This is a genomic window from Bradyrhizobium sp. I71, assembly GCF_022354745.1.
In the GTDB taxonomy this organism is placed as follows: Bacteria; Pseudomonadota; Alphaproteobacteria; order Rhizobiales; family Xanthobacteraceae; genus Bradyrhizobium; species Bradyrhizobium liaoningense.
Window position 1 is genome coordinate 2,239,419 of the sequence record NZ_CP059398.1, and the last position, 14,205, is coordinate 2,253,623.

A 14,205-nucleotide genomic window follows, 5' to 3' on the forward strand; every position below is an offset into this window, starting at 1 on the left:
GCCATCATGACATCGCCCAAGCTCGACCGCCGCCAGATGCTGAAGTTGGAGGCGGCCGCGATCGCGGCGGCCGCCGCCGGCATGCCCGCTCCGGCGCTCGCCGCCAATCTCGTCGCCGAGCGGAACATCAGCGAAATGAAGTGGGACAAGGCCGCCTGCCGCTTCTGCGGCACCGGCTGCTCGGTGATGGTCGCGACCAAGGAGAACCGCGTCGTCGCCACCCATGGCGACACCAAGTCCGAGGTCAATCGCGGCCTCAACTGCGTCAAGGGCTACTTCCTCTCCAAGATCATGTACGGCCACGACCGCCTGATGCAGCCGCTGCTGCGCAAGACGAACGGCAAGTACGACAAGAACGGCGAGTTCACGCCCGTCACCTGGACCGAAGCCTTCGACATCATGGAGCTGAAGTGGAAGGAGGCGATCAAGAAGCGCGGACCGAACGGCGTCGCCATGTTCGGCTCCGGCCAGTGGACGATCTGGGAAGGCTACGCCGCCTCCAAACTGTTCAAGGCCGGCTTCCGCACCAACAACATCGACCCCAATGCCCGCCACTGCATGGCCTCGGCGGTCGCCGGCATGATGCGCACCTTCGGCATCGACGAGCCCCCGGGCTGCTACGATGACATCGAGGCCACCGACGCCTTCGTGCTGTGGGGCTCCAACATGGCGGAGATGCATCCGATCCTGTGGACGCGCCTGGCCGACCGCCGGCTCTCTGCGCCGCATGTCCGCGTCGCCGTGCTCTCGACCTTCGAGCATCGCTCGTTCGACCTCGCCGACATCGGCATGGTGTTCAAGCCGCAGACCGACCTCTACATCCTCAACGCCATCGCCAACCACATCATCAAGACCGGCCGCGTCAACAAGGACTTCGTCGCCAAGCATACCGTGTTCAAGCGCGGCCAGACCGACATCGGCTACGGCCTGCGGCCCGAGCATCCGCTGCAGAAGAAGGCGACGGGCGCGGCGAAGCCCAACGACGCCACCGACATGAGCTATGACGAGTTCGTCAAGTTCGTCTCCGAGTACACGCTGGAGAGGGCCGCCGAAATGTCGGGCGTGCCGCTCAACCGTCTCGAAGCGCTCGCCGAGCTCTACGCCGATCCCAAGACGAAAGTGGTCTCGTTCTGGACCATGGGCTTCAACCAGCACACCCGCGGCGTCTGGTGCAACAACCTCGTCTACAACATCCACCTGCTGACCGGGAAGATCTCCGCGCCCGGCAACAGCCCGTTCTCGCTGACCGGCCAGCCCTCGGCCTGCGGCACCGCGCGCGAGGTCGGCACCTTCTCACACCGCCTGCCCGCCGACATGGTCGTCACCAACAAGGCGCATCGCGATCACGCCGAGCACATCTGGCAGCTGCCCGAAGGCACCATTCCCGACAAGAACGGCGCCCACGCCGTGCTGCAGAGCCGGATGCTGAAGGACGGCCTGATCAACGCCTATTGGGTACAGGTCAACAACAACCTGCAGGCCGGCCCCAACATCAACGAGGAGATCTATCCGGGCTTCCGCAACCCCGACAATTTCATCGTGGTCTCGGACGCCTATCCCTCGGTGACCGCGCTCGCCGCCGATCTGATCCTGCCCACCGCGATGTGGGTGGAGAAGGAAGGCGCCTATGGCAACGCCGAGCGGCGCACCCAGTTCTGGCATCAGCTCGTCTCGGCGCCCGGCGAATCGAAATCCGACCTCTGGCAGCTCATGGAGTTCTCCAAGCGCTTCAAGATCGAGGAGGTCTGGCCCGAGGAGCTGATCGCCAAGAAGCCCGATGTCCGCGGCAAGACGCTGTTCGACGTGCTCTACAGGAACGGCCAGGTCGACAAATTCCCTGTCACCGACATCGAGCCGGGCTATCTCAACGACGAATCCAAGGCGTTCGGCTTCTACGTGCACAAGGGCCTGTTCGAGGAATATGCCCAGTTCGGCCGCGGCCATGGCCACGACCTCGCTCCGTTCGACACCTATCACCGCGAGCGCGGCCTGCGCTGGCCGGTGGTCAACGGCCAGGAGACGAGGTGGCGTTTCCGCGAGGGCAGCGATCCCTACGTCAAGCAGGGCACCGACGTGCAGTTCTACGGCCATCCCGACGGCAAGGCGCGCATCTTCGCGCTGCCTTACGAGCCGCCGGCGGAATCGCCCGACAACGAATATCCCTACTGGCTCTCGACCGGCCGCGTGCTGGAGCACTGGCATTCCGGCACCATGACGCGCCGCGTGCCCGAGCTCTACAAGGCCTTCCCCGAGGCCGTCTGCTTCATGCATCCGGACGATGCCCAGGAAGCCAAGCTCCGCCGCGGGGATGAGGTGAAGGTGGTCTCCCGCCGCGGCTTCATCCGTGCCCGCGTCGAGACGCGTGGCCGCGACCGGCCGCCGCGCGGCCTCGTGTTCGTGCCGTGGTTCGACGAATCCAAGCTGATCAACAAGGTGACGCTGGACGCCACCGATCCCATCTCGCTGCAAACCGATTTCAAGAAATGCGCCGTGCGCATCGAGCGGGTGAACATGTCATGATGAAACGATCCGCAATCGCCCTGCTCGCCTTCGCGATCGCAGCCGGCGCGAGCTCGCTCACCGCGCAGACGGTGACGTCGGGCCTGCGCGGCCCGACCCCGCTCAACGACGAGGGCCCGGCGCCGCCGATGCTGCCGAACCGCAACACCTCCGAGAGGGAGGTGCGCAACTATCCGGAGCAGCCGCCTGTCATCCCGCACAGTATCGACGGCTACCAGGTCGACCTCAACGGCAACAAATGCCTGTCCTGCCATGCGCGGGCGCGCACCGCTGAATCGCAGGCACCCATGGTGTCGATCACGCATTTCATGGACCGCGACGGCCAGTTCCTGGGCTCGGTCTCGCCGCGACGCTTCTTCTGCACGGAGTGCCACGTGCCGCAAAACACCGCCAATCCGCCGGTCAGCAACGACTTCATCGACATCGACACACTGCTGTCGCGCGCAAGCCCGGGTGGCCGCCGATGACGACGACCGCTGACGAGCCCGAAGTCAAACGCGGCTTCATCGCGCGGTGCTGGGCTTTCGCCCGCGAGCTCTGGCAGGTGCTGACCCGGCCGAGCTCCGTGTTCGCCCTCGGCACCCTGGTGCTGGCCGGGTTCGTTGCCGGCGTGATCTTCTGGGGCGGCTTCAACACGGCGCTGGAGTTGACCAATACCGAGAAGTTCTGCACCGGCTGTCACGAGATGAAGGACAACGTCTACGCCGAGCTGAAGTCGACCATCCACTTCTCTAACCGCTCCGGCGTGCGCGCGACCTGCCCGGACTGCCACGTGCCGCACAACTGGACCGACAAGATCGCACGCAAGATGCAGGCCTCCAAGGAGGTCTGGGGCAAGATCTTCGGCACGATCGACACGAGGGAGAAATTCCAGGATCACCGCCTCGAATTGGCGGCGCACGAATGGGCGCGCTTCAAGGCCAACGATTCGCTGGAATGCCGCAACTGCCACAGCGCCGATTCCATGGACATCACCAAGCAGTCGCCGCGGGCCTCGGTGGCGCACCAGCGCTTCCTGTTCACCAAGGAAAAGACCTGCATCGACTGCCACAAGGGCATCGCCCACCAGCTGCCCGACATGCGCGGCGTTCCCGGCTGGCAGTAGGACCGGCAGCCCCGCTTGAACCGGCGGGGCGAATGGTTAGTTTTGGGGGGATGGCGAATCGCCTCTTTCGCCCCTCCTCAAGACAGACATGGCCACTTTCACCCCGCATCAGGATGCCGCGCTCAAGGCCGTCGGCGACTGGCTCAAGGCCAAGCCGGGCCGCAACGGCACGCCGCCCGTGTTCCGCCTGTTCGGCTTTGCCGGCACCGGCAAGACCACGCTGGCGCGGCACATCGCCGACGGCGTCGATGGCGAGGTGAAGTTTGCCGCCTTCACCGGCAAGGCCGCGCTGGTGATGCGCAACAAGGGCTGCGACGGCGCCTCCACCATCCATTCGCTGATCTACCGCGCCCGCGAATCCGGCGAGGAGCAGCCGAGCTTCGAATTGTGGGACGACGCGCCGGCGTCGAAGGCGAAGCTGATCGTGATCGACGAATGCTCGATGGTCGACGCCGAACTCGGGCGCGACCTGATGTCGTTCGACTGTCCCCTCCTCGTGCTGGGCGATCCCGCGCAGCTGCCGCCGATCCAGGGCGGCGGCTTCTTCACCAATTCCGAGCCGGATGCGATGCTGACCGAGGTGCACCGCCAGGCCCAGGACGATCCGATCGTGCGGATGTCGATGGACGTCCGCGAGGGCCGCGAGCTCGACATCGGCCGCTACGGCGAGAGCGAGGTGGTGTCGCGGAAGGAGCTCGATCCCGATCGCGTCATGGGCGCCGACCAGATCCTGGTCGGGCGCAACAACACCCGCCGCGCCTACAACATGCGCGTGCGCCAGCGCCAGAACATCGAGGACGCCTTTCCCGTCGCTGGCGACAAGCTGGTGTGCCTGCGCAACAACCGCAAGAAAGGCCTGTTCAACGGCGGGCTGTGGCGCGTGAAGTCGCGCAATACCTCGCGCTCGAAATCCCGCATTCTCTCCATGCGTCTCTCGCCCGACGAGGATTTCGGCCACAAGGTGACGAAGGTCTCGGTGCGCGCCGATTGCTTCGAGGGCGGCATCGAGCAGATCGCCTGGGAGCAGCGCAAGCCCTATGACGAGTTCGACTACGGCTACGTGCTGACCGTGCACAAGTCGCAGGGCTCGCAATGGGACGATGTCGTGCTGTTCGACGAGAGCTTTGCGTTTCAGGATTCCAGGGCCCGGTGGCTCTATACCGGCATCACGCGGGCGGCGAAGCGGCTCAGCGTGGTGGTGTAGAACTCGCCAATCTCCGAGTGAGCGGCTTCACCGAGATGCATTCACTGCCCGCTAGGCTTTGCGATGTATCCGTACGAAAACCGCATTGGAGTGGAGCGAATGATGGCGCGCGCAACAAGGCCCGAGCATCCCCATACCGATCTCGAGGGTCTCACAGCGAGCCGTCGGGACTTCCTGAAATCGGCGAGCGCGGCAGCCGGTTCGCTCGCGCTGTCGATCACCGCTCCAGGGATTGCCTTTGCGGCGTCCGGCAGATCGGTGCGAATCTCGAAGGAGCGGCTCAATACGCTGGCGGCAAAATTCTATGCCGTCTTCAACGAAGGCAATATTCTGCCGGCGAGCTTTGCCGACAAATATGCGGCGCGCCATGACGTGGAGCTGAGGCGCATCGTCACCTTCACGCGCATCCCGGAGACGGGAGAACGCGTCAAGGTCAGCGGCCTGCTTGCCGTCCCGGCCGGCGCGCGCGGCGCTGTTTCGGTGTTGTCATGGCAGCACGGCACGATCCTGTCGTTCGACCAGGTCCCCTCGAACCTGCTGCGGCTGGAGGACGAGACATACGAGCTGCGCGACAACGTCGATTCGATCGAGACCTTGTTCAACGTGCAGCGCTTCGCCGGCAACGGCTACGCGGTCGTCGCGGCCGATTATGTCGGCAAGGGCCCCTATCGCAATGGCCGGAGCGAAGCCTATGCCGTGAAGGGCGCGACCGTGCAATGCTGCAGCGACATCTTGAAGGCGGGACTGCTCGAGCTGCGGATACTGGGCCTGCGCCAGTCGTCCCTGTTCCTGAACGGTTGGTCGCAGGGTGCCCTGAACACGCAGTGGCTGAAGCAGGAGATGCAGCGCCGCGGCATCAAGGTGCGTGCGACCGCGACACAGAGTCCGTTCAACAATCTCGCCGAGAGCTTTCACTACTGGGCGAACCCCGCCGCTTTTATTCCGGCTTCGGACAGCTCGTATCCGATGCCGCCGGCCTGGATCACGCCCTGCATGATCGTCCTGCTCGGAAGTTATCGGCGCTATTACGGGCTGAACGGCTTGTTCAAGACGGCGATCAAGCCGCAATATCAGGCGTTCGCGGAGACGTACTGGTCCGACTACAGCCTCGAAGGCGAGATCGCGAAGAGCATTCCTCCCGCCGGCGATTTCCTCGTCGATGGCTTCTTCGATCGCTTCACCAGCGATGCGAACAGCGCCCTCCAGCGCCGCCTCGGCGCCAACAGCGCGACCTTCTGGGATTATGATTCCCCGATCAGATTCTATTACGGACTGGCCGACGAGGCTTTGCATCCACGCCTGGTGCAGCCCGCAATCGCCGCGGGCGGACATTTCGCGGAGGGCGTTCCGGTCAAGGGCGCAAGCCATCGCGGCACGTTCCTGTCGAGCCTCTATGGCGAGGCGGACGTCCTGAACGGACGGTCGACGGCGTTCGACTGGTTCAATTCGCTGGCGTGAGCGGGCGCGGGCAAGCGCGGCGTGCTGACGTCGCCCGCGCCGCCGGGCGATCGCGCCGTCACGATCTCGTGTCCGCCCCGGCGTAACAATCGGCGGCTGCGTCCGTATCTCGGATGATACGAAAACGCGGCCGAGCGGGCTGTTCGCCTGCTGCCGGCCGCCCTAGACTGTCAGCCCTTCCGAAAGAGGATTGCCATGCGCCGAACCGCCATCGCCTCCCTGCTCGCCGCAACCACCGCCCTGACGCTGGCTTTCACGATGCCGTCCCGGGCCGCGGAGGATGCGGTCGTGATCCCCGCCCCCGTTGTAGACGCTGCACCCGCGAACGGCATCCAGACCGCCGTCCTCGCCGGCGGCTGCTTCTGGGGCGTGCAGGGCGTCTTCCAGCACACCGCGGGCGTCGTCAACGCGGTCTCCGGCTATGCCGGCGGCACCAAGGCGACCGCCGACTACCAGACCGTCTCGAGCGGGCGCACCGACCACGCCGAGTCGGTCGAGATCAAGTACGACCCGAGGAAGATCTCCTACGGCAAGATCCTTCAGATCTACTTCTCGGTGGTGCACGACCCGACCCAGCTCAACCGCCAGGGCCCGGACGTCGGCCCGCAATATCGCTCGGCGATCTTCACCACCTCCGACGAGCAGAAGAAGGTGGCCGAGGCCTACATCGCCCAGCTCAACGCGACCAAGGTCTTCAAAAAGCCGATCGTGACCAAGCTCGGCGCGCTCGAGGCGTTCTATCCGGCGGAGGCCTATCACCAGGACTATCTGACGCTGCACCCGAACCAGCCCTACATCGCCTATAACGACATCCCGAAGGTCGAGAACCTGAAAAAGCTGTTCGCGGACAACTACATTGAGAAGCCGACGCTGGTGAATGCCAGCAAGGCCACCAACTGATCGCAAGAGAGAAACGGGAGACCCATGCCCGACACCAAGACGAAGATCACGGACGACAAGGTCATCAAGAGCGAAGAGCAGTGGCGGCGCGAATTGACGCCGATGCAGTACGCGGTGCTGCGTGAGAAGGCGACCGAGCGTCCCTTCTCGGGCGAATATGAGCACGACGAGCGCGCCGGCACCTATGTCTGCGCCGGCTGCGGCAATGTGCTGTTCGCGTCCGACGCCAAGTTCGATTCCGGCTGTGGCTGGCCGAGCTTCACCCAGCCCGCGGTCGAGAGCCATATCGACGAGGAGCGGGATACGAGTCACGGCATGATCCGCACCGAGGTGCTCTGCTCCAAATGCAGCGGCCATCTCGGCCATGTCTTCCCCGACGGCCCCGGGCCGACCGGCTTGCGCTATTGCATCAATTCCGCGGCGCTGAAGCTCGAGCCCAAATAACCTTGGGCGCTGCCGGGTTCCCCGGTGGAACCCGGCGGTGTGATGTGCTTTTCTTCCTTGGCGGTGCGGCCGATCAGCGCATTCGGCGGCCGCCAGGGAGGATGCCATGACGCTTGGGACCATCCTGATCATCCTGGTGATCATCTATCTGCTCGGCGGCCTGTCCGGCCGGTTCGGCGGCTACGGCTATGGTCTGGGCCATTCCGGCATGGGCATCGGCGGGGTCGTGCTGGTGGTACTGGTCGTGCTGCTGCTTCTTGGCAAGATGTAAACCATCTAAGTTATTGAAATAATTCAATTTATTTCGCTCGCGGAGCTGCCATGCGTGGATTCATCATCTCGCGTCGCAGGGGTCGCATTTCTGTCAAATCGGCCTATATTAGTGGACGAGAATGACATGCGGCGGGCCCGCCTGGCGGCTCCTGCCCTCCCCAACCCCACGCGCTTAAAGCCCCAGAGAAGATCACGAGGTCTTTGACCATGCGTCCACTGCGTCCGTTCAACTTCAACACCTCCGCCGAACTCTTTCCCGCCGCGATCCGCAAGAAGAAGCGCGCAGGTTTCACCTATCGGCGGTTCGGCACCGCGGCCGAGGCCGTGCAGTTCGCGATGGAGCAGTTGCCGACGGATTCGCTGAACGGCGCCTATCTCCAGGTCGAGGAAGCCCGCTTCGACCAGAACGGCATCCGCTCGCTGTACGAGAGCGAAGCCTTCCCGCTGCCCCGTCGGCCCAAGCCCGCGCCGGCCGCGGAGACCGACGCCGACGCGGCGTAAGCTTTTCGCAAGCCTCCGATGTGCGCAGAAAGCGCGATGGCCGAAAGGCCGTCGCGCTTTTTGCGTTTGGGGCTTTCATGCTTCCACAGCGTCATGGCCGGGCTTGTCCCGGCCATCCACGCCTCGCGCCGCGGCACAAAGAACGTGGATGCCCGGGACAAGCCCGGGCATGACGACCGTTCGAGCATATGCATCAATTGCGGAGAGGAGCGATCCTACATCCGCGGCTGCTTCTCCAGCCAGCGGCCGAGCAGGCGCACGTTGCGCATGTTGGCACGGAACATCACGTCGAAGGCGTCGCCCGCGAACGGCACCAGGCCGACCACGCCGTCGAGCGCGACATTGCCGAGCATGCGCCCGGTGATGTACCAGGGCGCGCCCAGCGCGCGGGCCTCGCGCACCAGCCACAGCGAGATCGCGGTCGTGACGATGTCGCCGACGACGGGGATCAGGCCGATCAGCCCATCGATGCCGTAGCGGATGTTGGTGCCGGGCAGGACGAAGGCGATGTCGAGCAGCTTCGCGATCGCCTCGATACGCGCGATCCGCTGCTCGCGCGTCAGGTTGCGGAACGGACTCCCTTGCCCGAACTCGAAGCGAAACTCGCGAAATCCCCGCTCCAGGCTCTCGGGCCTGATCTCGTGGCCTTCCTGGTCGATGATCGGCCCGCGCGCCTCCTTGCCGGAAAAGGGCGCACGCGAGCTGCTCCCCGTACGGGATCTGCGAGGAGCAAGGATGTCATCGTCGGACATGGTCATGGTCTCTGGACAACGCGCCGCGGCGACGGAGGTTGCCGCCGCGATCGAATGCCGCGCGTCAGGTCGGCGCCGCCGCTGCCTGCGGCTCCTCGACATAGCGATGCACGAGCCAGGATGAAATCGCCGCCGGCACGAATCCGACGAGGCCATACAGGATGAACTGCACCGCGCCCGAATCCGGCCCGCGCGAGCTGTAGGTGAGCGACGCCAGGACGAAGGCGAACAGGCCGACCAGGAGCATCCGCAGGCCCGGACCGATCCGGCGGATATGGATCAGGATGTCGTCGACCGCGCCGATCATCAGCGCGGGCAGGAAGCCGAACAGATAGCTGTATTGCAGGGTCTTGAAGAACACCGCGAACAGCTTGCCGACCTCGCCGAGGCTGGTCTGGGCCCAATAGCCGGACTGATAGGTCGTCGTCAGCAGCAGCAGGAACCCGCCCACGAACGGGCCGACCAGCGCAAACACCAGATAGCGTTTCATCAAATACCCTCACCCTTCGCCAATATTATAGCAGCGCAGCGGGAACCTTGAACAGCGGGGCGCCGGGGCCCTCACCCGAGCGGAACAAGTGGCAAGGCGACGAGTTCATGCTGGACCTGAACTTGACCCTGGCAGATTGGAGCCGCCGATGTCCCCTCAACTCGTTCTGGCGACAATCATGCTGGCAATCCTGGGCGGCCTCTCGAGTGTCCCCGCATTCGCCCAAGGCCACATGGGCACGCCGCAGGAGCAGAAGGCCTGCTCGCGGGATGCATCGCGCTTCTGCCGCAAGGAGCTCGGCAACGACATGGCCGTGCAGGGCTGCCTGCAGGCCAACCGCGCCAAGCTGTCGCGCGCTTGCAGCAAGGTCTTTCAGAGCCACGGCATGTGAGGATCGGAACCCATCCCGCGAACGGAGAGTGATGCCATGTTGCGCGACGAACAACTCTCGATCCTGCGGGACATCAGCCAATCCGTTGCCTTTGCCGACGAGCGGCAGGGCAAGGTCGGGCAATTGATCGCCGACGGCTACGTGATGAAGGACGGCGATCTGTTCGAGCTCACGGCGAAGGGCGTCACCGCCGTCGAGGAACACGCTGCCGCTCTCGGCGTGAGCGATGCGGAACAAGCGCGCGCATCCTCCGATCGGCTGATCTGATCGCGCGCGACGTGACTCGCGTGCAACAATTGCGAATTCCTTTGCGCCGGCCATTGCAGCCGCGTGCCAATGGCGCATACTTCGCTCGGGCGGCGCAGCACTTTCGATTCGAGCATCAAGAAATCGAGCGACCACATGCGGGACCAGAGTTCCCGGCGTGAAGGCTGTGACGTACGGCAGATCAAGCCGCGTGCGGCGCCCCAAGAACCAAGTGGCTCAAGCCCTAGGGAAATCGGGGACCCATCTGCATGACACGCCATCAGACGATCGCTTCGCTCTTCGCTTTCGCCGTCACCAGCCTCGCACTCCAGACATCACCTGGCTTCGCCTTCTCGTCCGAAGCACAGCAGATGTGCTCGGGCGACGCGATGCGGCTGTGCTCCAGTGAGATCCCGGACATTCCACGGATCACCGCCTGCATGGTAAGGAACAAGTCGCAGGTCAGCCCCGGCTGCCGCGCCGTGATGGACCGCGAGCACGCCGCCGCCGCGGCATCGCGCAAGCGCGAAGCGGCGGCGCGGTAAAACGGTTCAATTTCGACTAGGTCACTGACCGCGAGACGGTTTGCTTCACCTCTCCCGTAGGGAGAGGTCGGAGCGCATCGATAGATGCGATCCGGGTGAGGGGTTGCGGTCTCACAAGATGATGCGGCCCCTCACCCGGATTGCACCGGACGATGCTTCGCATCGCCGAGGCAATCCGACCTCTCCCCGCTGGGGAGAGGTGAAGAGCTCAGTCGCCCCACTGCGCGAAGGCGTCGTTGAAGGCGCGCTCGCCGGGGGCGCCCTTCTCGATGGCGATGATGGCGCGGCGCTGGTTCGCGTAGACCAGGGGCACGTCGAACCAGGAGCGCTCCTTCAGGAGCTGGACGTTGCGGGCGCGATCGGCATCGACGTTGGAGAGGCCGACCAGGAAGAAGCCGTCGGTGACCTTGACCGCGAGGCCTGCGAGCGGCGTGCCGCGCGCCTGCTCGTTCGACTTCATCAGGATGCCGGGCACGTTGGAGACGCTGCCGCCCGGAAAATCCGGCGGCAGGATGAAGGTCAGCTCCGCGGTGTGGCTCGCCGGCAGCGAGGAGTCGGTGTTGCGGCGGAACGACATCGTCATCTTGAACTTGCGGTCGGGGATCTCGATGTCGGCGCGCACGGCGACATCGGCCTTCTGGTTGCCCGAGGCCTTGATCGGCTCGAGCCGCCAGACCACCGAGCCGACATATTGCTTGCCCTTCGGATCGGACGGATCCTCGTCATAGAGCACGACCTTCTGCGCCACCGGCGCGACAGGCTGGTCGCTGGCCGAGGGCTGGCCGACGCGATCCGGAATCTTCGGCTTGCTCTGCGGTTGCGCCGGGCTCGGCGTCTCCGCGACCTGAGTCGCGGACGGTTTGAGAAAGCCGTTGACGATCTGAACGGCCTGCTTGCCCCAAAGGATGCCGGCGCCGACCAGGATCAGAACGATGCCAACGGCGATCGCGCTCTTGAACGGAAATGCCGAGCCGGTGCGGACGCGCTTCTTGGCCTCGCGCTCGGGCACGGCGCGCGGACGCGGCGACGGCGGCGCGTAGCGCTCGGCCTCCTCGATCGCTTCATCGTAGGAATAGGGCGCCTCGGACTCGCCGGTGCGGTTTTCCAGGCTCGGCTCCAACCGGTCGAATTCCGGCGAGGGCGAGGGCACGTTGGCATAGGTGCGGCGCGCGGCGCGACTGGCCTGCGCGGCAGCGCCGCCGAGATCGTTGGCATCGGCCGTGATGTCCCGGAAGCCGCGCACGCCCGGTGTCGGCGGCAGCGGCGGCGGGGGTCCGACGTCGGGCGGACGGCGCGCGCCCGCGCGATCGCGCCCGGCGGGTGGCGGCTCCGGCGGCGGCGGGGGGGCGGACGGTCCCGGCGGGCGCGGGGCATCGAAACGGGGAGCGCGGGGCGGGCGCGGGGCCTCGCCCTGCTCATCGACGCTGATTGACGGGCGGTCGGCCCGCGGCGGCGTCGGGGCCGGTCGCGTGCGCGGCGGAGCCGGCTGAGATGCGGGAGCGTTACCCTCGCCGGCGCGGGCGCTGGCCCGGCGGAAGGCATCACCGCTGCTACGGGCGCCGCCACCCGGGCGAGAGGCCTCGCGGGCACGCTGGGCGGCCTCCGATTCGACCTTGCGAACGGCCTCTTCCAGCGACAGCCGTTCGCGCGTGATCTCGGATTCGGAAAGCGGCGGCTGCACGCTCCGCAGCTGCGCGATCAGGGCCGTGCGCGCCCTCTCATAGAGCGCGCGACGGCTTTCGCCGGGAGCGTTGGGGTCCAAGGCGGCAATAGCACGGGCGATCAGCGGATAGTAATCAGCCATTTCTACTCAACTATACGCGCGTCCCGGTAAGATATCGTTAAGCCTCAAACGGATTTTGCACGAGGATAGTATCTTCGCGTTCGGGGCTGGTGGAAAGCAGCGCGACCGGGCACCCCACCAATTCCTCGATCCGCCGGACATATTTAATGGCCTGGGCCGGCAGGTCGGCCCAGGACCGCGCGCTGGCGGTCGGCTCCTTCCAGCCCTCGATGGTCTCGTAGATCGGCTCGACCCGGGCCTGGGCGCCCTCGCCGGCCGGGAAATGGTCGATCTCCTTGCCGTCGAGCCTGTAGCCGGTGCAGACCTCGATCGAATCGAAGCCGTCGAGGATGTCGAGCTTGGTCAGCGCGAGGCCGTTGATGCCGCAGGTCCGGACCGCCTGGCGGACCAGCACGGCGTCGAACCAGCCGCAGCGGCGCGGACGGCCGGTATTGGTGCCGAACTCGCGGCCACGCTCGCCGATCTTGCGGCCGATCTCGTTGTCCTGCTCGGTCGGGAACGGGCCCTGCCCGACGCGGGTTGTGTAGGCCTTGCACAGGCCGAGCACGTAGCCGACCGCGCCCGGCCCGAGGCCGGCGCCGGTCGCGGCCTGCGCCGCCACCGTGTTGGACGAGGTGACGTAAGGATAGGTGCCGTGGTCGACGTCGAGCAGCGCGCCTTGTGCGCCCTCGAACAGCATGCGCTTGCCTTCGCGCCGCTTGATGTCGAGCAGCCGCCACACCGTCTCGGCATAGGGCAGCAGCTGCGGCGCCAGCGCGGTCAGTTCCTTCAGGATCTCCTTGCCGTCGAACTCCGGCAGATTGAGCCCGCGGCGCAGCGCGTTGTGGTGGGCCAGAAGCCGGTCGATCTTGTGCGGGAGCGTGTCGAGGTCGGCGAGGTCCATCAGGCGGATGGCGCGGCGACCGACCTTGTCCTCATAGGCAGGCCCGATGCCGCGACGGGTGGTGCCGATCGCGGTCGCGGCGCTGGCGGATTCGCGGTGCGCATCGAGTTCGCGGTGCAGCGGCAGGATCAGCGTGACGTTCTCGGCGACGCGCAGATTGTCCGGAGAGACCGCAACGCCCTGCGCCCTGAGCTTGGTGACCTCGTCGAGGAAGGCGGAGGGATCGAACACCACGCCGTTGCCGATCACCGACAGCTTGCCCTCGCGCAGCACGCCGGAGGGCAGCAGCGCGAGCTTGTAGGTCTTGCCGTTGATCACCAGCGTGTGGCCGGCGTTATGACCGCCCTGGAAGCGGACGACGATATCCGCCTGCTCCGACAACCAGTCGACGATCTTGCCCTTCCCTTCGTCGCCCCACTGGGCGCCGACGACGACAACATTGGCCATGCGCGGGTAATCCTTCGAAGATTTCTCTGTAAGTGGCATGATCCGAACGGAAAACCGGGATCCACTTTTCCGGGATCATGCCTGCGCCCAGCCCAATTCCCGGCCGAGGCCGTTCGCACGCGAGGCAGCCCAACCGGATAAAGGAAGCAGCCCCTCTAGGCAAGCAAGAACGGGGCTTTTTTCAGGCTCAACGCGCACTCCAAGCCTTTGATATCCCCCGAAAATCCAGAAACCTTCCGGGC

At 65.5% G+C, this 14,205-nt stretch carries 16 protein-coding genes; 12 read left to right on the top strand and 4 right to left on the bottom strand.

Going from position 1 to position 14,205, the window contains the following annotated elements; translation table 11 throughout:
* Positions 1-6: 6 nt before the first annotated feature.
* The 9 genes from napA (at position 7) to FJV43_RS11145 (ending at position 8,405) form a co-directional block, all read left to right on the top strand.
* Positions 7-2,520, top strand: coding sequence for a nitrate reductase catalytic subunit NapA (gene napA / locus FJV43_RS11105; RefSeq protein WP_239626942.1), 2,514 nt, complete (start codon positions 7-9; stop codon positions 2,518-2,520).
* Positions 2,517-2,987 (top strand): nitrate reductase cytochrome c-type subunit, encoded by a 471-nt coding sequence (locus FJV43_RS11110; RefSeq protein ID WP_239626943.1) that lies wholly within the window; start codon positions 2,517-2,519, stop codon positions 2,985-2,987. The genes napA and FJV43_RS11110 overlap by 4 nt, the downstream gene beginning before the upstream one ends.
* Positions 2,984-3,625: a NapC/NirT family cytochrome c gene (locus FJV43_RS11115; protein ID WP_239626951.1), complete on the top strand. Its 642-nt coding sequence runs from the start codon at positions 2,984-2,986 to the stop codon at positions 3,623-3,625. The genes FJV43_RS11110 and FJV43_RS11115 overlap by 4 nt, the downstream gene beginning before the upstream one ends.
* Positions 3,626-3,713: 88 nt before the next feature.
* Entirely contained in the window at positions 3,714-4,829 is a 1,116-nt protein-coding gene (locus FJV43_RS11120; protein ID WP_239626953.1) for an ATP-dependent RecD-like DNA helicase, read from the top strand.
* 99 nt (positions 4,830-4,928) lie between these two features.
* Complete coding sequence (locus FJV43_RS11125) at positions 4,929-6,287, top strand: twin-arginine translocation signal domain-containing protein (protein WP_239626955.1); 1,359 nt, start codon at positions 4,929-4,931, stop codon at positions 6,285-6,287.
* A gap of 195 nt (positions 6,288-6,482) precedes the next feature.
* Entirely contained in the window at positions 6,483-7,187 is a 705-nt protein-coding gene (gene msrA / locus FJV43_RS11130) for a peptide-methionine (S)-S-oxide reductase MsrA (RefSeq protein ID WP_239626957.1), read from the top strand.
* 24 nt (positions 7,188-7,211) lie between these two features.
* Positions 7,212-7,631 carry a peptide-methionine (R)-S-oxide reductase MsrB gene (msrB, locus tag FJV43_RS11135; RefSeq protein ID WP_239626959.1) on the top strand — a complete coding sequence of 140 codons (420 nt, stop codon included), beginning with the start codon at positions 7,212-7,214 and terminating at the stop codon, positions 7,629-7,631.
* A 106-nt stretch (positions 7,632-7,737) separates the two neighbouring features.
* Positions 7,738-7,902, top strand: a complete 165-nt coding sequence (locus tag FJV43_RS11140; protein ID WP_239626961.1) for a DUF3309 family protein — start codon at positions 7,738-7,740, stop codon at positions 7,900-7,902.
* Between the two features lie 209 nt (positions 7,903-8,111).
* A complete protein-coding gene (locus FJV43_RS11145; RefSeq protein WP_027560969.1) occupies positions 8,112-8,405 on the top strand; it encodes a hypothetical protein in 294 nt (97 codons plus the stop codon).
* Positions 8,406-8,620: 215 nt separating this feature from the next.
* On the opposite strand, the gene FJV43_RS11150 is transcribed toward FJV43_RS11145, so the two are convergent.
* Complete coding sequence (locus FJV43_RS11150) at positions 8,621-9,163, bottom strand: DUF4112 domain-containing protein (protein ID WP_239626962.1); 543 nt, start codon at positions 9,161-9,163, stop codon at positions 8,621-8,623.
* 58 nt (positions 9,164-9,221) lie between these two features.
* On the bottom strand, positions 9,222-9,647 hold the full coding sequence (locus FJV43_RS11155) for a DUF5413 family protein (RefSeq protein ID WP_061880775.1): 426 nt from the start codon (positions 9,645-9,647) through the stop codon (positions 9,222-9,224).
* Between the two features lie 148 nt (positions 9,648-9,795).
* Between FJV43_RS11155 and FJV43_RS11160 the strand changes: the two genes are divergently transcribed.
* The 3 genes from FJV43_RS11160 (at position 9,796) to FJV43_RS11170 (ending at position 10,829) form a co-directional block, all read left to right on the top strand.
* Entirely contained in the window at positions 9,796-10,038 is a 243-nt protein-coding gene (locus tag FJV43_RS11160; protein WP_239626964.1) for a hypothetical protein, read from the top strand.
* Between the two features lie 36 nt (positions 10,039-10,074).
* On the top strand, positions 10,075-10,305 hold the full coding sequence (locus FJV43_RS11165; protein ID WP_239626967.1) for a hypothetical protein: 231 nt from the start codon (positions 10,075-10,077) through the stop codon (positions 10,303-10,305).
* Between the two features lie 248 nt (positions 10,306-10,553).
* A complete protein-coding gene (locus FJV43_RS11170; RefSeq protein WP_239626969.1) occupies positions 10,554-10,829 on the top strand; it encodes a hypothetical protein in 276 nt (91 codons plus the stop codon).
* A 208-nt stretch (positions 10,830-11,037) separates the two neighbouring features.
* Here the strand turns inward: FJV43_RS11170 and FJV43_RS11175 are convergent, their stop codons facing one another.
* Entirely contained in the window at positions 11,038-12,633 is a 1,596-nt protein-coding gene (locus FJV43_RS11175; RefSeq protein ID WP_239626970.1) for a hypothetical protein, read from the bottom strand.
* Between the two features lie 37 nt (positions 12,634-12,670).
* Positions 12,671-13,963, bottom strand: coding sequence for an adenylosuccinate synthase (locus tag FJV43_RS11180; RefSeq protein WP_239626972.1), 1,293 nt, complete (start codon positions 13,961-13,963; stop codon positions 12,671-12,673).
* Positions 13,964-14,205: the final 242 nt, after the last annotated feature.